Raw genomic sequence first — 19373 nt, 5'->3', positions numbered from 1 at the left:
TTTATAGCCAAAGTCCGTATTTTGACTGATCTTTTTAGAGTAGCTGGCTAAAATAGCGTCTGATATATCGTTATAAGCTAGTAGAAAGAGGTATACAAAAGATAGGTTTATAAAGAGTATCGTTATCCTCAAACGCTGAGTACAGGGCTTAACCCTGGGGCTCAATTTTGGGGCATTTATTCTATTTGAAAAGTAGTTTTAGGAGGCACCCATAAGAGCTTTGGTTTTCATGACTAGATAAGTTTTTACGCATAGATAACTTTAATAGTTTATATGGCAAAAATTTTATTGATAGATAATGATAGAGCCAGTCGTCAGATCCTAGAACAGGCCCTTAAGCTTTACGAATACGATGTTGTGACCACCAAACGTGGTGATGAAGGCCTCACATTGGCGGTCACGGCAGCTCCTGACTTAATTGTTATGGATATCGATGCAGCCGGGTTAAATGGCTGGCAGGCGATTAAAGTTCTCAAAGAGTCTAGTCCGACATGGTTGATCCCAGTGATTGCTATGGCCAAGCCTGCTGTTACCAGTCAACTGTTAATCCAGACTGGATTTGACGCTTATGTGCGTAAACCGGTGTCGGCAAGACATATTTTACAAAGAATAGAAACATTACTCACTCATGCAGCTCATAATTTTGTTGGCACGCCACTGTCAACCTCATCAAATTTAAGGACCAATAAATTAATTAAAGAAACAATTGCCAGGTTGTCAGGTTCTCAATGCCGATCAGAGCAGGCATCGGTGGTATATGTGGAGAACAGCACAGTGGACAACCAAACCCTGGGCAAAATTGTTGAGAGAGCAGGTTTTAGCTATGCCAACATTTCCGATCCCCTCCAGGTTCTCTCAAAACTCATGGACTTTAAGCCCCAGCTGATATTTTTAGAATTAGTATTACCTGTCGCCAATGGCTATGAGCTATGCGCCCAGATTCGACGTATTTCTGTTTTTAAAGATACTCCCATTGTAATCGTAACGAATCACAACAGGATGACTGATCGAATGCGAGCCAAAATTGTGGGTGCGTCGGATTTCTTGTGTAAGCCTATCCAAGCAAAATCTGTTTTAAAGGTTCTGATCAAATATCTATCGCCTCTCAATATCAGTTAGGGATCAGGATCTTATTGAATTCTCATTCCTTAGTACACGGCTGGTGTCTTTAATGTTCAGCCGCCCAGCCCATCTCATGGGTCTCAAACTTTGCGCAATTTATCCAATACTGCCTACGGCAAAAAACTGAATTATTGCAGCAGATGCCACTTTGACGTCAATACAACAGTCAGCTGAAGTCCGAGTTTCATACAGGATTACACTGACTTTATGCCCCACAAAATCTTATTGGTTGCTGAGGATAGCTCTGTCTGCAGTTCGCTACAGCCATGGCTCACACAGTGTGGATATACCGTAGTGCTGGCCACCGAGGGAGGAGATCAAGGCATCTTACTCGCGGTCACCGAATCACCGGACCTTATCCTCATAGACACAGACTTACCGGTAATTAGTGGCTGGCAGACAATTAATATTCTGAAAGCGTCTACGGTGACTCGACACATACCGGTGATGGCGCTAGTGCTGCCTACCACAGCCCCTGACTGGAACAGAGTCCTTGATTCTGGCTGTGATGCATGCGAGCTAAAACCGATTGATATAGTCAGCATCCTGACTAAAGTGAAAACCTTACTCAATCACCCATCCAGTGCTACCGCATCCTATGGACAGGGACCATCAGTGGGGGCCAATCTTTTACTGTTTCCCAAGCCACCGGCAATAGACCAGATCTCTGTATCCACCGATCATCAAGCCTTAGGCAATCGGGGTGCCAGCCTGGTCAAGGTGCAGGAATCGACGGTCGTTTACATCGACGATAGCGCCATAGATAGTCAAACAATGGCTGCTGTTATTCAGCAAGCAGGCTATGACTATCACAACATTTCTAACCCCATAGAAGCCATCCCATTGCTATTGGAAATCAAACCTAAACTGATTTTTCTAGACTTGGTGATGCCCTATACCAATGGTTATGAGGTTTGTACTCAGATTCGACGCGCCTCTAATTTGAAAAACATTCCTGTTGTCATCGTCACTAACAATAGTGGCATTATTGACCGGGTGCGGGCCACAATCGTGGGAGCATCTGGCTTTTTGAGTAAGCCCATTAAAGAAAAACGAGTGCTCAGAATACTCCAGAAACATTTAGCCATAGACAGTCCATCCCCGGCTTCTTTTCAAAGTCGGAAGGTCGAGTTGGTTTGAACTATTGGTTACGACTCTGCACCCGTGGCACGGCTAAAAATAAAGAAACTATACTTCTTTTGCTTGATAATAGTCTTGGCGTTGCTGCTCCGAACTATGATTGCGTCCTCTAAATTCGCAACGGCATATCCTTAGTCCGGGATCAGACAGCCTAAATCTGAAGTTAACACTGTAGCTATGCATCCCATGTGTCCAGACTAAATGCTTGACTCGACATACCATCAACTGACAAATGATGAGATAGCTCAACTGGGAGAACGCTATGAGCTGCTAGAAGCCATTGGACATGGCGGTATGAGCATTGTATTTCGTGGACGGGATCAGGTACTCAACCGGGCCGTTGCGCTGAAGCTTTGCAGACCCCATGTGGATGTGTCGCGGCTTCATCGAGAAGCGATCGCAATGGCTGGTATTCAATCCCGGCATGTCGTCTCCGTTCACGACTTTTTAAAGCTCAATCAGCAGCGGGGCGTGCTGGTAATGGACTGGATTGAGGGTCAAGACCTGGCCACGATTATGTGCGATCGCAAAATCGCCCTCAACGATGACATCGTCCGACAGTGGATGCGCGACGTCTGTACCGGCATGATCGATGCCGAAGCCAAGGGCGTGATCCACCGCGATCTAAAACCCTCCAACATTATTATTGACGCCCACAAGCGAGCATTAGTCATGGACTTTGGCATCGCCACCGGGCAAACCATGGATCAGCTCACCTTAGATGGCCAGGTCCTGGGCACCCCCTTGTACATGGCTCCAGAACAGGCCGAAGACCCCAGCAATGTCGATACCCGCGCCGACGTCTACAGTTTTGGCGCAACCTTTTACCATGCCATTGTGCATCAGCCACCGTTTGAAGCCGAAACCCCCTGGTCAGTTGTCTGGAAACACAAAACCGAGCCCCTAATACCGCCTAAATCCCGTAACCCCTCCGTTAGCAGCGTATTAAACGACTGCATTGAACGATGTTTAGCCAAAGATCCCGCCGATCGATTTTCCAGCTTCTCACAAATCAATGAAATCCTAAGTTCATCTGGTATACAGCCCTGGGAGTACACCATAGATGAAACCCTGGCCAACTATCTCGGCATCTTTAAAGTCCATCGCAAACAGTTTTTAAGCCCAGACCTGACAGAACCCAATCGACCCACCATTTTTGACTTTCCCAACAGACGTCGCCTCAAGATTCTCTTTGGAGATTTAACCAAGCAAGACGTTGATGCCCTCGTCAGTTCTGACGATGCCATGTTAACCATGAGCAGTGGCGTATCCGCTGCCCTCGCCCAAAAAGCCGGCGGTTCATTTCGTGAAGATGCCCAACGATTTACCCCCGTTCGTTCCGGTAGAGTCGTAGTCACAGCCGCAGGAGATTTACCCTCAAGGTTTGTCTTTCACGGCATTACCATTGGTGTCGATGGAGAGTCTCGCCAGTTTCCCACCCGCGATGTTATTGCCGAAATTGTTGATAGCTGTTTTTATCAAGCCGAAACATTATCCATCAAATCCATTGCCTTTCCACTGCTGGGTACCGGCAATGGCAGCTTTCCTCGGGGCGTGGCCATAGACACCATGTTTCGTGTCATTGCCCACAGACTACTCAGACGGGTTACCCCGATCAAAGAAGTTAGAATTGTCCTTTGGCCAGAAGTCGCCTCACCCGATGACAACACTCTGATCCTCGATTAAGACTACGGGAAGAGAGCTATGGCAAAGAGAGCTATGGCAAAGAGAGCTATGGCAAAGAGAGCTATGGCAAAGAGAGATTTTGGGCTGAGACTGTCAGGGATTGAACCAAATCCGAATTTAGTGACCCCGACTAAAAATGAATAATTCCGTGGGGGCAATCCCTGATAATTGCCCGTCAATATCGGGAGCATGTAACCAAGATTTTGGATTAGATAGTCTGGAGCTGCATCGGCAAGCCATCTTGAGGACGAGTATTAAAACTAAAGTAAGGCTGCATTACATAATCAGGTGTAGTGCTCAGGCGATAACGCTGCAGAATAGTCGCCAGATTAATCCGCATTTGGGTCATAGCAAACGCCTGACCAATACAAATGCGGGTGCCTCCCGAGAATGGTAAATAGGCAAACTTTGGCATCTGGCTACGACCGCTGATATCAAACCGGTCAGGGTCAAACGTTAAGGAGTCTGGATAAATATCGCTACGGCGATGTAGTGTCCAGGGCGAGATTAACACCGCTGCATTTTTAGGAATCGTCCGGTCAGCCCAGGTAACTGTTTGAGTCGCCTGGCGTGCAAAGACGGCTGTCACCGGCATCAGCCGCATCGATTCCTTCAGTACACATTCCAAATATGGCATATTGGTCAGATCCTCAAATGTGATAGCTCGATTTCCTAAGATCTGGTCAATCTCTGCGCGTAGTCGTGTTTCTACAGTGGGATATTGATCAATCAAATGTAAAGCAAAGGCTAACGAGTTAGCCGTCACCTCATAACCGGCAGCAAACAGGTTCATGACTTCGTTACGGACTTGCTGATCGGTGATTAAACCGGTTGTATCAGACGCTTGAGCTGCCACCAGCATGGCTAGAATGTCAGTGTATATGCGAGATGTATGCCGACGTTCATTAATCAGTGCATCAAACAGCTGAGCCGCTTGAGCAATCTGAGTCTTCATTTCTCTCGTAGCCGGTAGCGGGACCCAGGCAGGTACTGGTATTCCAGAGATGCGTTGGTTAAATAACTCAATAAAGCGAACAATATTTTTAGCTTCCGGACGGTCTCGCAGATCTACCCCAAAAAAAGCCTGACTGGTGATTCCCATAGTCAGATCCATCATCGCCTGACAGATTTCAATCATTTGCCCTGAGTGCCACTGACTCACCATCTTGGCCGTCTCGTCAATCATAATCTGGGCATGGTCTCGAATCTGTTGAGACTGGAATGCAGGCTGCATGGTTTGTCGCAACACTTTCCACAGCCTGCCATCGGTAGTGAAGAGATTTTCACCAAACAAACCACTAGCAGCATACTTAATAGTAGAAGGCTTGTGGAACAACTCTGCCTGGGTCACCAGAACTTCGCGAATATCATCTGGGTGGTTAAGATAATAGGCAGTGCCAAGACCTAGAGGAATTTTGAGAAAATCGCCCTGCTGCGATAGACCTTCGAGATAGCCAATCATATCCTGGCGCATGGCACGAAGATGACCAGCCTGGGGGCGTTGGGCAGTGGCAGAAACCATAGGAGTTGAGGTTAGCAGCATTGTTTTCTATGGTAGAACGTTTAGAATCTATAAAGCATTCAATAGGGTGACTGACCGTCCCCTAAAAGCACAATTTATGCAATTTATGATTTGGTAGACTAGAGGTATTGATTGGGGCTGAGGTAGCCTATGACCGTTGCAGCTGACCGGCCAATTGAACAAAAGCCTCTGAGTTTTGACGAGTTTCTTGCTCGTTATGGTAGCGATAACCGCTATGAGTTAATTGATGGCGAGGTATTTGATTTGGAACCAACCGGCCAGCATGAGGAGGTTGCGGCTTTTATCACAACAAAGGCCTGTGTTCAGATTGATCAAGCAGATTTACCTTGGTTTGTTCTACAACGGGGACTCTTTCGACCGGCTAATGCGGGTATGACGGCTTTCCGGCCTGATGTGTTAGTTGTTGATCGGACAGAACTTGTCAATGAACCTCTGTGGCTAGATCAATCGATTTTAACCAGGGGCAGTTCAATTAAGTTTGTGGCAGAAGTAGTGAGTAGCAATTGGCAAAATGACTATGCCCGTAAAGTTGAGGACTATGGGACCTTAGGCATTGCGGAGTACTGGATTGCAGACCATGCAGGCTTAGGCGGTGTTCGGCATATTGGTAAGCCTAAACGTCCAACGCTGTCTATCTGTACGTTAGTGGATGGAGAGTATGAGATTCAGTTATTTCAAGGCCATCAAGCGCTTGTCTCTAAAACTTTTCCTGATCTAAATCTGACGGCTGAACAGGTTTTGAAGACCAATGGTTAGCATCATGGTTAAGAGTTTAAAATCTTCTCAATGCGACGATCGGGGATCAGCCACATAATAGCAACGGCAATGTACAGAAAGCACGCCAGCTATCCGCATGTATCCGTGGGATTGAATGATTAAAGACTCAATTAAGCAGCAGTCATCTCTGTTTCCCTTTTATGGCTTATCGTTAAGTCCTCTCTAACAGTTATTAATCTTTTCATGGAGGCATTCGAAAAAATGAGTCGTATTACTATTCAAGATTTGTCTGCCTATAAATCTCGGGGAGAACGCTTCGCGATGCTGACTGCATACGACTATCTGACCGCAACAATTTTTGATAAAGCTGGCATTCCACTAATCCTTGTTGGAGACACCCTGGGCATTTTTGTTCAAGGCCATGACACAACATTGCCAGTCACTATGGATGCCATGATTTACCATTGTGAGATTGTGGTTCGTGCGGTAAGTCATGCACTCGTTATTGGAGACCTTCCGTTTGGTTCCTATGATACCCCGGAGGAGGGCATCTGCAATGCTGGCAGACTCCTTAAAGAAACTGGCGTTCAAGCAGTAAAGCTAGAAGGGCGACATGATGCATTGATTCAATGCTTAACGCAAAACGGTATCCCTGTGATCGGTCATTTGGGCCTCACTCCACAGTCCTATCATCAATTAAGTGGAAACAAAGTACAAGCCAGGACAAAAACAGCTGTTGAAATGCTGATTCAAGATGCTCTGGCACTTGAGAATGCTGGAGTATTTGCACTGCTTTTGGAGGCAATTCCAAGTGCAGCTGCCAAGGCAGTAACAGAGGCTCTCAAGATTCCAACAATCGGAATTGGAGCCGGCCCTGATTGTGATGGTCAGGTGCTTGTTTCAACTGATATGTTGGGTTTACATAGCGAACAAACACCGCGATTTGTTAAGCAATACGCGCAGCTACATCCACTGATTGCAACAGCTGCAGAGCGTTTTGCCGCAGAGGTGCGCGCAGGCGTTTATCCCGGCACTGACTATGCCTACAACTGGACGCTGAAATAATTTTGAATAATTAGCCTAAAGTACCGCATCCAGTCGATCGGCATAGCCGGTCATTTCTATGTACCCTTTGGCACTAACAGGCTGGTCGGCAACAGTTCCTTCAAAGCCAACAGCGCCTTCCCAATAGGTTGTGGAGAGATTTAGTTCCTGATTTGCTATTAACGATTTACCATCTAACACCAGATCTAGCTTAGGAATCTCAATGTGCCAGTGGGCAGGATAGACTGCTTTACTAGTTGTACTGCGCCAGGTATCCAGCACATCAATTTGCCATTCAGTATGATCAACAGATTGAGTTTCGCCAGTGGCGCTGATGTAAGTACCGCTAGAAACGTCTAAAAGGTCTCCATTCTCTTGGCGCAGTCCGTATAGCATCAAGGATGCCCCATTATCCAACTGTAGTGAAAACCAGTCCCAGCCTACCGTGCCAGGGCTCAGTGCACTGGTGGAATACTCATGATCTTTCCAGGTTAGACCGTTTACCTCAAAAGATTCATCGGCCACCATCACTGTCCCCTGAGCCTGTTGCTGCACAATAGAATAGTAATAGGATGCATTGCCTGGCTCTGTACTCTTTCTACTGTAGCCATGATCGCCCTGGGGCACTGGTGGGATGGTCTCGGTCAGCATTAAATCGAGGGCTACATCCTCTGCGTCAGCCATCAGGTGAACCTGACCTGGAGCGACTTCTGTTGCTGACCAATTCTCTAGCCAGATTCGGTAAGGAGATGCCTGTGCTCCGGAGAGTGCTGCTGACTGTCGACTAAACCGCTCGTGAGGATAGAATTTTTGATTCTCAATGTCACTGATGGTGAAGTGAGAGAAGTAAATCTGGTTTGACCGCCAGTCTGAAGCATCTGTCACCGATGCTGTGTCTGGGGTCAGCGCCCGTCGGAAGAATGTGAGCTGATAGCCAAATTCTCGCCCAGATTCAGTTTGCAGATTGCCGGTGTAGTACCACCATTCTGTTTGATACTCATTGTGAGAGCCCAGCTCTTGGGGGAACTCTAGGGCCTTAGGTTCAGTGACACGGGCAAATCCATCTGAGCTGTCGGTCTCCTGGGCAGAGAGCCATTCTACAGAGGCTTTGCCGCTGTTGGTGATGCCCGGTCGTGGCCAGAGGGTGACAAGCAGGACTAGGGTGATGGAGAGAATGACGAGGGGGAGGCGTTTCATAAAATTTGGTGCTGAAGACATTGCTTTACTCCTCCCGGATCGCTGTGGCGACGACCATCTTGCTCAAACGCCATGCCGGATATACCCCGGCCAACAGAGCAGCTACCACAGCTACTACCCAGGCCTGCCAAAAGTAACTCGGTTCAATCTGCATCTGCAATGTCCATCCAAAGGAGCGTACATTAATCACATAGATTAGAATCCAGGCCAACACATAGCCCAATGGCATTGCAAACACGCCAGCTAAACTGCCCATAATGCCGGTTTCTAACAGAGTGATCTGCCACATTTGCAGTGGGGTCATGCCGTTGGCGCGGAGGATGCCTAATTCTTTTGTGCGCTCTAACTGCAAACTCATTAGGGCACTGAGAACACCGATAAAGGCGACAACAATGGCCAGTAGTCTCAATGCTCCGGTAATGGCAAAGGTGCGGTCGAAGATTTCTAACGAACCTTGACGGAGGTTACGGTTTGACTGGGCTACTAAGTCCTGACGATCTTTAAATGTTTCTCGCAGGTGGGTGACTACGCTATCGGCTGAGATGCCTGGTCTCAAGAACAGTCCTAGGGAGGCAATGGTGGGATCTTGCCACACCTCTAGATACCGATCGTTGTCCAGCAGAATTGTGCCGCGATCCGAGGCATAGTCGTAGAAAACGGCGACCACTGGCAATGTGATCGGTCCCTGGGGGGATTCTAGAGTGATTGTTTCAGGGGGTTCGGATACTCCAGCTCGTAACATGAGGGCTTCTGAAATGATCACGCCCTCACCAGCATCTAGCTGGGGCCAGGGGTTTTGCACATTGTCTCGAATCCAGGCATAGGGGCGCTGACCGTCAGATACATCCCCATCGGCGGAGATTAATTTGGCCGAGCGGTTAACGGATATTTCAGTGGCGTTAGTGGCGTCAGTGCCTTGGCGATTAAAGGCAATCACATCCACGTCGGTATCGTTGTAGGTGACAATGTGGTCGATTTCGGGCCAGGTGTAGGTTTCGTCAACCACGCTTGGATCTACACTGCCGAGGATGCGATTGGCGGTGGTGCTGGGGGGAGTGACATAGATGTCGGCCTGCAGGGTTTGGTCTAGCCACTGCACTACGGTGGTTCTAAAGGAACCGACCATGACTGAAACGCCGACGATAACGGAGACGGCCACCATCAGGGATGCGATCGCAACCGACGTCCGACTCAAGGACCGGGTAATATCGCGCGGGGCCATCTTCCCTAAAACACCTAGCAAACCTGTGAGTAGCTGCGATAGCCACTGCATCAACAACGCTGTCAACGGGGGGGTTAGCAAAGCAGCGGCCAACAAAATGGCAAATAACCCACCGAAGGCAATCACCAGCCCACCATTTTTAATACTGAGCAGACCCACACCGCCCAGAGTAAACAGTCCCCAGGCCAACACCAGCCAGGGCAAAATCTGTTGCACTTTGCTCTCCAGTGTAGAGCGCTTAAGACTGTTATTTGGGGACGTGCCCATCGCCTCAAGCGCCGGAATCAGAGAGGCAAACAGAGCGGCAAAAATACCAATCACCATCCCCTTAATCAAGGTGAAGGAGCTCAGGCTGATATCGCGCACATAGACAACAAAGTAAAAGTCATTAATGCTCTGGGTAATCAGCCCGACAATGCTGCGGCCAAGAATTACCCCCAGCCCCAGCCCCAGGATAGACCCGACAATACTCAACAGCAGCGATTCTCCTAAAATCAGCTGAAACAGCTGCCCCTGGGTCACCCCCAAACACCGCAGCGTCCCAAACAGTGGCCGCCGCTGAATTACGCTAAAGGTGACAGTGTTGTAAATCAAAAACATACCCACGACCAGGGCCAACAGACTCAGGGCTGTCAGGTTAAGTTCAAACGCTGCTGTCATCTGCTGCACAGCATTTTTCTGAGCCTGGGCAGTTTCCAGCTTGACCCCGGTGGGTAGCAGTGCTCGAATGGGTTCAAGCGCAGCATCACTGTCGGCAATCAAATCGATGTGGCTGAGATACCCCTGCATCCCCAAAATTTCCTGAGCCGAGGCAATGTCGGTAAACAGCACATTGCTGAGGGCATCGCGGGTGAGGGTATTGGCCGGTTGCAAAATGCCGACAACATGGGCTGAGACCGGCTGACCAGCCAGGGTTAAGGTGAGTCGATCACCTACTTGCACGCCATAGTCAGCGGCGGTGTCCCGAGCCAAAATTACCGCACCTGGCTCGGTCAAAAAGGTAGTTAACGCTTCAACCCCCTGGTCTGAATTTTCGTTAGAGCCATCATTCAAATAGCTGCGAAAGGGAGCCTCGGCGAAAAAGTCTACGCCCACCAGCCGCATGGGCTGACGATCTAAGTCTTCAGCCACCACATAGCCTTCGACAATGGGGGCAGACTGGGTGTAGCCCAGCTCGGTGCGCAACTTACGATAGAGGGATTCATCGATGCCAATGGGAGAGATGGCTTCGATTCGATGGGTGGTACGACCTGCGATCGCATCGGTCGATAACGCAAATGCTCGCTGGGCTGACCCATTGGCCAGGTCAATGGAGACCATCATGGCCACCCCAATGGCAATACCCAGAATAAAAAGGACGTATTGAAAGGGACGACGGCGCATGCGTCGCCAGGCAAGACGCCAGAGGGGCGCGTTAGAGAGGGTGGCAGAATCAGAGGAGGAAACAGGCATCAGGCAACGGCTACCTCTTGGAATTCGGCAGTCGCGTCTTCTAAATGCCCTTCGTGCACCCGCAGGACACAATCCGCATATCGGGCAATGTCCGGATTGTGGGTGGCCATAATTAACGTCTTATGGGCGTTGTGGGTCAGGTCTAACAGTAGCTTGAGAACGGTTTCTCCTGTGTCTTCATCCAAGTTGCCAGTGGGTTCGTCTGCCAGAATTAAGCGCGGTTCATGCACCAGGGCACGGGCAATAGCTACCCGCTGCTGTTGCCCCCCGGAGAGTTTATCGGGAAAGGCAGCGGTGCGATCGCCCAGACCCACTTTTTCCAGTAGCTGACGGGCTTTAACTTCAATATCCTGAGGAGCATTGCCAGCCAGCTCCTGGGGCAGGGTGACATTTTCCAGCACCGTCAGCGTAGGAATCAGGTTAAAAAACTGAAAGATAATGCCAATCTCATCCCGTCGGAACAGGGTGCAAGCCCGCTCATTTAGCTCAGTAATGGATACACCATCGATCAGCACGGTGCCTGCCGTCGGTCGCTCAATACCACTAATCAAATTCAGCAGAGTACTCTTACCACTGCCACTCTGCCCCAGCAGCACAATAAACTTACCTGCATCAAAGGTGATGCTCAAATCCTTCAGCACCTGTCGATTGGTAACGCCTTCAGTAAAGTCTTTGCTGAGGTGACGCAGCTCTATAAAACCCTGGGACGGCTGCTGCCGCCAATTGCCCGCTGGCTGCCACCAGCCACTGATCCGCGAAATGATGGACGGCCCAGAACCCATAACCACTGACTCTTTGTGAAGTTTCTTTGCAGATATTAACGCAAATTGAACAGGCTGCCACAGCCGACCTGTTTTAGAGCATGGATGTAGGAACTACCCCAGAGATAGCCATGTATACAGTCAGAGAAGTTGGAATAGAGGCCACGGACGAACTTGTGCCTCTTCTGATGCTAACAAGCGAGCCCAGCGGTTTTATCAAAAGCTGAGCTTTAAACCACTAGGCCCTGGCCCCACCTTAGCAGTGGGGACGGATCATCTATCGTCAACCATAATGGCCTTAAATATCGATGGGGGCTGAGAGATTATGAATCGGCTAAGACTCCCGGCCAATTAGTATTTGCCTGAGAGATATTGCCAGAAATATCTCTCTCCCAGCGACGCTGCACCCCTCTGCTGTAGTTGAGGTACAGCTTGCCATCGACAATTCTCCAGGCATTGGGGTCAATGGAAGCGGTATAGCCCTGACTCACGGCCCAGGCACAGAACCCACCATACTGAGGAGCATATTGTTCAGGATTGGCGGCAAACAAGTCGCGGTTTTCTGCACTGGCAAACTGCCAGGTGGCATTGCCCCATGTGTAAGTAAATTCAGCACTACCAGCCACAGGTCCACCTTCAGTAAAGTAAGCAACTGGGTCTGTGCCCCGAATTGCCAGACCCTGGCCATCCACAAAATAGCGAATATTTTGCTGGGGCTCAGCGGCAACTTCGACCGTTGGTGACTCAGCAGCACTGATTTCTATGGTCGGCTCAGGAGCAACACTGGCACAGGGATTGGCACCAGCACAAGGGTCAGCCACGGAGACAGCAGCGGTTTCTTCCGGATTGTTGTTATCTATACTTGGCTCAGCAGATGTCGTGGGTGAACTGGAAGCACAGCCGGTAGCGATGGCTAGACCAACAAACAGTGCAGTGGCGACCTGACCAAAGTAATGAATACGCATGAGTTAAAACCAGTTTTAATGCTAGACCTAGCTAAACACGGCAAACTGAATTTCTGCTGAAGCAGGGCTAATAATTGTGTGGCAATGTTTTCACCAATGATAAAGTTGAGCTAAAGTTCTACTCGCTATTCTCAGCATCGTATAAATAGGTTTCCAAGGAGATAATGGCCTTGGCAGCGTCTTCACCGGTACCGGCTGTAAAAATTAAGTCACGTTGCTCGGCATAGTCTATCAACTGCGCTGAGAATACCTGGTTGCCACCATCATGCCAATAAATTTGGCCAATACCGTCCATGTTTTCAACGACAAGCCCATAGCCGTAAAAGCTGTCGTCATCCTCAAATTCTCGGATGTGAGGTGTTTGCACAACTGCCAGCATATCTTTTGAGATGACCTCACCAGCTACCACAGCTTGACGAAATCGAATCATATCTTCAACGGTCGATATCAAACCGCCGTTGCCAACCAGATTCCAATAGGGTTGGGGGTTCCCCCAGCTGGCCTGGTCAATGGATTTGCCCCGTTTAGTCGTTAATGAACGGCTTTGATCATAAACAGAGGCATAGCCGGTATTTTTCAACCCTAACCCGGCAATCACGTCTTCAAGTAAGTAGTCTTCGTATGATTTGCCAGAGCGGGCCTCGATGATGGCAGCAACGATCCCAAATCCAGTATTGGAATATTGATAGATTTCTCCTGGAGACGACTCTAATGGCGAGTTAAACGCTCGCAGCAAAAAGTCTTGCTTGCTGAGTTGTTCAGGATCAGGACCTAACGCTTCCTTGAATCCGGCTGAGTGGGTCAGCAGCTGATGTAAGGTGATGCCCGACTTGTCAGCGGGGACGTTGTCAAAAAAGTCTTCCAGTGTTTCATCAAAGCGAGCCTTTCCTTGTTCAACCAGCTTGGCTGCCATCACGCCTGTGACTGTTTTAGTGATGGAATTGATATCAACCAGCGTCTGTTCAGGTGGAATTGTATCCGCTGCTGCAGACCCAAACTCGTAATACTGTAAAGGAGTACCCTGGTGAGAGATGGCAATAATCACATCTAGATTTTGAGCCTCAATGTCTGCTAAGGCAACATTTAAACGCTCTGAGAATGACGCACTTGTTGGTAGAGATTCTCGTTGCGGTTGACACCCAAGACTAGCTGCTGAGATCAAGCCTAAAGTCATCAGCAAAAATAAATTTGAGCGACACATAATCTTACTTTGAAGAGGGCCACAGTCGATTACAATTACACACAATAGCCGAGTTGGAACATCTGATTAATCTCAAGTACTCAATGGTGAAAAGAGGCACTGTTAGGTCTCTCTCATGATGGCAGATATATGGCAGATATGTAGCCTGGTGCAGATACATCTAGCATTTATTCCCTGACGATTTTTGTTTCCCATAGCGTTTTCAAATTTAGAGCAACTCAGGCGCTTGCGCTTAAATAATCACCCCATTACCCCATCACTCATCCACCCATCTACGGCCCCAATCTGGGTCTTTATTTTTGTGCAGTCCCCTCAGTGTATCGACCTCCCAAGCTAAAATGCGGCTAATGGCCGATGGCTAACTGAGGCAAAACGATGGCACTGTTTGATCCAACCAGACATTACCCGCTTGTAGAAATCGATTGGGACGATAACAAGGTTCAGCAGGCCATTACTGCGATCGCAACTGAAACCATCATTCAGCTACAACGCCAGCCATCCTTGTCTGGGCATCCCATGGATGACCATGAGTTTGGCACCGACCTGTATTTTGGCAAAGTCGGCGTGCTGTGGACTATCCACTATTTACAAACAGTTGGAGCCATTGACTCTACCTTTGATGTAGCTACGCACCTTGCAGCAACCCTGGAGCAAAATCGCCAAGACTATTCTCACCACAGCCCCTATCCACAACAGTCATCTTACCTATTTGGAGAACTGCCACTGCTGTTGTTGCAGTATAAACTCTCCCCTGGTGACGACAAAGCCAACCAAATCGCAGAGTCAATTCATAAAAACGATAGTCAGCCAGTGCGAGAATTGATGTGGGGCATGGCGGGCTCCATGCTGGCGGCCTATTTTATGCACCAGTGGACCCAAGCACCCAGATGGCAGGAGATTTTCAAAGCCCAGACGGCGTTACTACTACGGGAGTGGCAACCGATTAAAGGGGCTGGCTATTTATGGACAATTGACCTATACGGCAGTCAACGGAAATATCTGGGGCCGGTCCATGGGTTTGCTAGCAATTTGGTGCCGTTGCTGGTGGGACGCTCCTTACTGAGCGATGAAGAATTTGCAGAGATTGCCGCTAAAGCCATGGCAACCGTGGTGCAGACGGCAGTCACGGATAATAACGGGGCAAACTGGCCGGCTGTTTATCAGGCTGCTCATTCCACCAACCTAAAACTGGTGCAGTACTGCCACGGTGCTGCTGGTATGGTAACAGCCCTGGCCACATTGCCCCAAGGGATGAATGAAGAGTGCGATCGCATTCTGGAACAGGGAGGAGAACTCACCTGGCGAGCTGGCCCGTTAAAAAAGGGATCTAATCTGTGCCATGGTACGGGGGGCAATGGCTATGCCTTTCTCAAACTATTTATCCGCACTGGTAACCAGCTGTGGCTTGACCGCGCTAGAGCCTTTGCCATGCATGCAATTGAACAATATCGACTATCACAGAAAACCTACGGGCAACTGCGCTACCCGCTATGGACAGGAGATCTGGGTCTGGCGGTTTATCTGTGGGACTGTCTACAGGCACAGGCCCAGTTTCCCACCGTTGACGTGTTTTAGGCTAGATAATCAAAATTATTCAATGTATTAAACATAGCGGATTTTCTCTCTTTTCCCTGGACAAATTGAGGTTCGTTCTCATCCTTATATCCGTAAAGTTGCTGTACAAAGAACGTACCAAACTGCATCGTTAGGCCCCGTGCTTTTAGGGAAGAAATCTGACAAAAGTTCAGGCATCATGAGGCTCTTATCTCATACTTGTTGATTTTGCCGCTTGTGACTGACTTTTCTGTTGTTATCTGTACCTACAATGGTGAACATCGTCTACCGCTACTGCTAGATCACTTAAAAGAACAGCAGATCCCCCAGTCCCTGGCATGGGAAATTCTTGTGGTTGACAACAATAGTCATGACCACACGGCCCAGTGCATTGATCGCTATCAGCAAGACTGGCCCACCCACAGCTCACTTCGGTATGTATTTGAGCCACGTCAGGGTCTAGCCTACGCTCGGCGGCGGGCGATGCAAACGACGACCAGCAATCTCGTCGGGTTTCTCGATGATGACACCCTACCCGCTGATGATTGGGTCGCCCAAGCCCATGGGTTTGGCCAACGCTATCCCCAGGTTGGTGCCTACGGCAGCACTATCGATGGCCAGTATGAGAGTAAGCCACCCCCAGGCTTTGAGCGGATTGCAAGCTGTTTGGCTGTGATTCAACGGGGAGAGCGCCCCTTTCAATACACAGCCCAGCAGGGCGTTTTACCAGCGGGGGCTGGCATGGTGATCCGGCGGCAGGCCTGGTTGACCTGTGTCCCCCCAAAACCGCTCCTGAGTGGCGTGTGTGGCACCAGCTTAACCACTAAAGGAGAAGATGTAGAAACTCTCAGCTACATCCGTCAAGGCGGTTGGCCAATTTGGCATCATCCCCAAATGCGCTTAACCCATCGGATTCCAGCGACTCGGTTACGCCCTGCCTATTTGCTACCCCTGTTTCAAGCCATTGGTGTCAACCGCTACGCCTTACGCTGGGCCCGCTATCGTCCCTGGCAACGCCCTGGGATGCTCATCCTCCATGGGCTCAATGACCTGCGCAAACTAATTATCCATATCCTGCAAACCCAACAGCTACAGCCCACCGATATTGTCACCACCTGTGAACGCACGTTGTTGGTCCATAGTCTGATCAGCCCTCTTTATCGCTTACCAATACATCAGGTATTGGCAAGTTTGACAACAGAGGTTAGAGGGCAAACCTCCAAATCTGGAGAATTTTAGAGATCATGGGGCTGGCCGCCGCTAGAGCTAATGTTTGAGGATGGGTAGTTTCACCGTCACAGTGGTACCCGATTGCGCATCTGAAGTAACTCTCAGCTGACCTTGATGGGTGGTCACAATCCGTTTAACAATGGCTAACCCCAGACCATTACCATGGGACTTGGTAGTAAAGAAAGGTGTGGTCATTTTCTCCACAATCGACGGAGGAATGGGCTTACCTCCATTATTAATTTGTACAGTCAGGTAATCGGCCTTAGATGGATGGAGAATTTCCCAGGTCACGGTCTCACCTGGGGCAATTGCCTCACAGGCATTGGTTAACAGATTGATAAACACCTGCTTTAGTTTGTCAGCATCAGCAGACACAATCACTGAACTGGGGTTGGGCGTAAATTGAATCACCCGATCTACCACTAACGGATGAGACTCAATGGCGGCCAGCAGATCTGCACTCCAACTGTTTAGCTCCAGGGGTTTATGGTCCAGCATTTGTGGTTTTGAGAAAAGCAGAATCTCATTGAGCAGTCGTTTTAGCCGTTCAGCTTCTTCTAAGGCCATATTTAGCCGCGCCTGGAAGCGACTGTCTAGCTCTAACTTCTGGAAGCTGGTCAGCCCCATGAGAACCGTAGTCAGCGGATTACGAATTTCGTGGACAATCATGGATGCGAGTTCTCCCACCTCAGCTAGATGTGAGAGCGCTTTTTGGGCATTTGCTTCAGCTCGTTTGCGTTCAGCGTTAAGTCGTTTTCTTGTACTAATATCCCGCACCATGGCCAAAATACATTGACGGCCATCAAAGTCAATGGGAGCGGCTGAAATTTCAGCTGCTAGCTTATGCTTAGTCTTGGTCAGACAGGTGAGCTCATCCGTCCAGCCTTGGCCGTTACGGAAAACATCTGATGTAAAGGCAATCAGCTTGGGCATTTCATCGGGATGCACCTGGGAAATTTTGATGGAGTTGAGCAGCTCCTGACGTGAGTAGTTGAGTAACTTTGTGGCCCGAGGATTGGCTTCTAAAATCTGATCCTGGCTTGGATCAATCACAAAGATGGCATCGTTAGAGCCCTCAAAAATTTTGCGAAAGCGCTGTTCTAATGAAGAATGGGCAATGGTTTCCACTTGTAATCGGGCGGAAACTCGTTGCAGCTCAGCGCGATAGTGGTCGAGTTTTTGGGTGAGCTGTTGATTTACTGCCAGCAGCTCACCCTGTCGTAGTTGCAAAGGATGACCTGATCCTGGTGCTGCTATGGATGGCCGATGTGCTGCCGAGCAACAGCGTTCTAGTTCTATTGCCATGGCCGCCTGGGTGGCCATCAGGGTTAAAACATGGACATCTTCAACTTGAAAGGGCTCTATAGTGGGTCTGAGGGCTAATAAAATGCCACAATTTTCGCCCTGGGGTGTTTCTAGTGGTACCCCACAATAGGCCACACTCAGGTTGGCCTGGAGGGCACACACCCCTGTTCCCGAAATTTTCTGGGTTACAATGCCTTGGGCTAAGTTGCTCCAAAGGTTAGGGTTTTCTGGTTCGTCTGGCTGCAGTTCTGGACTGACAATAAAGTGATAGCTGCCAGCCTCTAAACGTTGACCCAGCATGACGCGACTGGCTCCCAGACCATGGCGTAAACCTGAAACCAGTTCTTCTAAATAGACCGTTAGATAGCCAGCCCTATAGTGCAATGACGCTAGGGCTGACAACCATCGGGGTTGCATTTGATGGCTGGGGAGACAGGCAACTTGGAGCTGAGTCTGATTGATTGAAGCCATAGCAGTACTCAGATGAGATTTGCCAGAATTTTAGATGAGTACTTCCTGAGAATCTATGATTCAAATCAAGTTCGTTAATAAATTTGAATTTTTAGACTGACATAAAAATCCTTGATTTCATAGGATTTATCCCTTCAAAAAGGTGATTTTTCTCTGATTTCTTTGAATAGTGCCATCATCCTGCAATTTTCGTAGCGAACGTGACACCACTTCGGGGGTTAGGCAAATTTGCTCAGCAATCGCTTTGAGCGGTGACTCAAGCACACAGGTGTTTTGACCCGGTCGTTTGAGGCTATGAAGATAAACGAGTACGCGGTCACGGGCGGAACGGATACAGCGCACGGTCATTAGGTTTTTAGCGATGTGGAGCTGTTCTGTAAGCTGCTCTGTAAAGTGTACGGACATTTCAGGCTCATACCGTAACAGGGCGAGAAAGTTTTGCTTGGGGATAGCAATGAGTTGAGAGGGGGTAGTTGCGATCGCAGAACTTGAATAAACGTCATTAAATAACGCTCTTTCACCAAACCAGGCACCATTGTTTACAGGGTATTGATAACTCATCTGACCATTGTCCAGATAGCGAACCAGCTGAATCTTCCCAGTTTTTACCCCAAAGATTCTCTCAGCCGGATCTTCAGCATGAAAAACAACCTCACCTGCTTTGAGGGTTAAAAGACTTGGAGTCCTATCGATTAGCCTCTGTTCAAACAAGCGATTAAACGCCCGCATATAACTATCCAATGATTCCATTGAAAACCACTTA

15 protein-coding genes are annotated in these 19373 nt (G+C 48.9%); 7 read left to right on the top strand and 8 right to left on the bottom strand.

The window, feature by feature from the left end:
- Window positions 1–273: 273 nt before the first annotated feature.
- The 3 genes from N836_RS66950 to N836_RS66940 all read left to right on the top strand — a co-directional run bounded on the left by N836_RS66950 (window position 274) and on the right by N836_RS66940 (window position 3948).
- Window positions 274–1119: a response regulator transcription factor gene (locus tag N836_RS66950; protein WP_023075958.1), complete on the top strand. Its 846-nt coding sequence runs from the start codon at window positions 274–276 to the stop codon at window positions 1117–1119.
- A 210-nt stretch (window positions 1120–1329) separates the two neighbouring features.
- Window positions 1330–2262 carry a response regulator gene (locus tag N836_RS66945; RefSeq protein ID WP_023075957.1) on the top strand — a complete coding sequence of 311 codons (933 nt, stop codon included), beginning with the start codon at window positions 1330–1332 and terminating at the stop codon, window positions 2260–2262.
- A gap of 201 nt (window positions 2263–2463) precedes the next feature.
- Complete coding sequence (locus N836_RS66940; protein ID WP_023075956.1) at window positions 2464–3948, top strand: serine/threonine-protein kinase; 1485 nt, start codon at window positions 2464–2466, stop codon at window positions 3946–3948.
- Window positions 3949–4156: 208 nt separating this feature from the next.
- On the opposite strand, the gene N836_RS66930 is transcribed toward N836_RS66940, so the two are convergent.
- Window positions 4157–5470, bottom strand: coding sequence for a cytochrome P450 (locus tag N836_RS66930; RefSeq protein ID WP_031294099.1), 1314 nt, complete (start codon window positions 5468–5470; stop codon window positions 4157–4159).
- A 150-nt stretch (window positions 5471–5620) separates the two neighbouring features.
- Here N836_RS66930 and N836_RS66925 point away from each other — a divergent pair, with 150 nt between their 5' ends.
- Entirely contained in the window at window positions 5621–6247 is a 627-nt protein-coding gene (locus N836_RS66925) for a Uma2 family endonuclease (RefSeq protein WP_023075953.1), read from the top strand.
- Between the two features lie 222 nt (window positions 6248–6469).
- The gene (panB, locus tag N836_RS66920; protein WP_023075952.1) at window positions 6470–7273 is read left to right on the top strand and encodes a 3-methyl-2-oxobutanoate hydroxymethyltransferase; all 804 of its coding nucleotides are present in this window, start codon (window positions 6470–6472) and stop codon (window positions 7271–7273) included.
- A gap of 15 nt (window positions 7274–7288) precedes the next feature.
- Here panB and N836_RS66915 read toward each other — a convergent pair whose 3' ends face one another.
- The 5 genes from N836_RS66915 to N836_RS66900 all read right to left on the bottom strand — a co-directional run bounded on the left by N836_RS66915 (window position 7289) and on the right by N836_RS66900 (window position 14050).
- Window positions 7289–8470, bottom strand: a complete 1182-nt coding sequence (locus tag N836_RS66915; protein WP_235071173.1) for a lipocalin-like domain-containing protein — start codon at window positions 8468–8470, stop codon at window positions 7289–7291.
- 4 nt (window positions 8471–8474) lie between these two features.
- Window positions 8475–11123, bottom strand: coding sequence for an FtsX-like permease family protein (locus tag N836_RS66910; RefSeq protein ID WP_023075950.1), 2649 nt, complete (start codon window positions 11121–11123; stop codon window positions 8475–8477).
- Window positions 11123–11905 carry an ABC transporter ATP-binding protein gene (locus N836_RS0139430; RefSeq protein ID WP_023075949.1) on the bottom strand — a complete coding sequence of 261 codons (783 nt, stop codon included), beginning with the start codon at window positions 11903–11905 and terminating at the stop codon, window positions 11123–11125. The genes N836_RS66910 and N836_RS0139430 overlap by 1 nt, the downstream gene beginning before the upstream one ends.
- 302 nt (window positions 11906–12207) lie before the next feature.
- Complete coding sequence (locus N836_RS66905) at window positions 12208–12849, bottom strand: YHS domain-containing (seleno)protein (protein ID WP_023075947.1); 642 nt, start codon at window positions 12847–12849, stop codon at window positions 12208–12210.
- A gap of 118 nt (window positions 12850–12967) precedes the next feature.
- On the bottom strand, window positions 12968–14050 hold the full coding sequence (locus N836_RS66900; RefSeq protein ID WP_023075946.1) for a serine hydrolase domain-containing protein: 1083 nt from the start codon (window positions 14048–14050) through the stop codon (window positions 12968–12970).
- Between the two features lie 375 nt (window positions 14051–14425).
- On the opposite strand from N836_RS66900, the gene N836_RS66895 reads away from it, so the two are divergent.
- Window positions 14426–15625, top strand: a complete 1200-nt coding sequence (locus N836_RS66895) for a lanthionine synthetase C family protein (protein ID WP_023075945.1) — start codon at window positions 14426–14428, stop codon at window positions 15623–15625.
- Window positions 15626–15841: 216 nt separating this feature from the next.
- Window positions 15842–16843, top strand: a complete 1002-nt coding sequence (gene hpsE, locus N836_RS66890) for a hormogonium polysaccharide biosynthesis glycosyltransferase HpsE (RefSeq protein ID WP_031294097.1) — start codon at window positions 15842–15844, stop codon at window positions 16841–16843.
- A gap of 27 nt (window positions 16844–16870) precedes the next feature.
- On the opposite strand, the gene N836_RS0139425 is transcribed toward hpsE, so the two are convergent.
- Together N836_RS0139425 and N836_RS66885 are read right to left on the bottom strand one after the other, a co-directional pair.
- A complete protein-coding gene (locus tag N836_RS0139425; RefSeq protein WP_023075942.1) occupies window positions 16871–18610 on the bottom strand; it encodes a two-component system sensor histidine kinase NtrB in 1740 nt (579 codons plus the stop codon).
- A 126-nt stretch (window positions 18611–18736) separates the two neighbouring features.
- Entirely contained in the window at window positions 18737–19360 is a 624-nt protein-coding gene (locus N836_RS66885; protein WP_023075941.1) for a Crp/Fnr family transcriptional regulator, read from the bottom strand.
- Between the last annotated feature and the right edge of the window lie 13 nt (window positions 19361–19373).

The organism is Leptolyngbya sp. Heron Island J (genome assembly GCF_000482245.1).
Lineage (GTDB): Bacteria > Cyanobacteriota > Cyanobacteriia > Phormidesmidales > Phormidesmidaceae > Leptothoe.
Note: the sequence above shows the minus strand (reverse complement) of the source record. Positions and strands in the feature narration are given on the sequence as shown.

Bases quoted from the DNA above. Each gene is read 5' to 3' on its own strand.
- N836_RS66950 (WP_023075958.1), top strand. From the start codon at position 274: ATGGCAAAAATTTTATTGATAGATAATGATAGAGCCAGTCGTCAGATC.
- N836_RS66945 (WP_023075957.1), top strand. From the start codon at position 1,330: ATGCCCCACAAAATCTTATTGGTTGCTGAGGATAGCTCTGTCTGCAGT.
- N836_RS66940 (WP_023075956.1), top strand. From the start codon at position 2,464: ATGCTTGACTCGACATACCATCAACTGACAAATGATGAGATAGCTCAA.
- N836_RS66930 (WP_031294099.1), bottom strand. From the start codon at position 5,470: ATGGTTTCTGCCACTGCCCAACGCCCCCAGGCTGGTCATCTTCGTGCC.
- N836_RS66925 (WP_023075953.1), top strand. From the start codon at position 5,621: ATGACCGTTGCAGCTGACCGGCCAATTGAACAAAAGCCTCTGAGTTTT.
- panB (WP_023075952.1), top strand. From the start codon at position 6,470: ATGAGTCGTATTACTATTCAAGATTTGTCTGCCTATAAATCTCGGGGA.
- N836_RS66915 (WP_235071173.1), bottom strand. From the start codon at position 8,470: ATGTCTTCAGCACCAAATTTTATGAAACGCCTCCCCCTCGTCATTCTC.
- N836_RS66910 (WP_023075950.1), bottom strand. From the start codon at position 11,123: ATGCCTGTTTCCTCCTCTGATTCTGCCACCCTCTCTAACGCGCCCCTC.
- N836_RS0139430 (WP_023075949.1), bottom strand. From the start codon at position 11,905: ATGGGTTCTGGGCCGTCCATCATTTCGCGGATCAGTGGCTGGTGGCAG.
- N836_RS66905 (WP_023075947.1), bottom strand. From the start codon at position 12,849: ATGCGTATTCATTACTTTGGTCAGGTCGCCACTGCACTGTTTGTTGGT.
- N836_RS66900 (WP_023075946.1), bottom strand. From the start codon at position 14,050: ATGTGTCGCTCAAATTTATTTTTGCTGATGACTTTAGGCTTGATCTCA.
- N836_RS66895 (WP_023075945.1), top strand. From the start codon at position 14,426: ATGGCACTGTTTGATCCAACCAGACATTACCCGCTTGTAGAAATCGAT.
- N836_RS0139425 (WP_023075942.1), bottom strand. From the start codon at position 18,610: ATGGCTTCAATCAATCAGACTCAGCTCCAAGTTGCCTGTCTCCCCAGC.
- N836_RS66885 (WP_023075941.1), bottom strand. From the start codon at position 19,360: ATGGAATCATTGGATAGTTATATGCGGGCGTTTAATCGCTTGTTTGAA.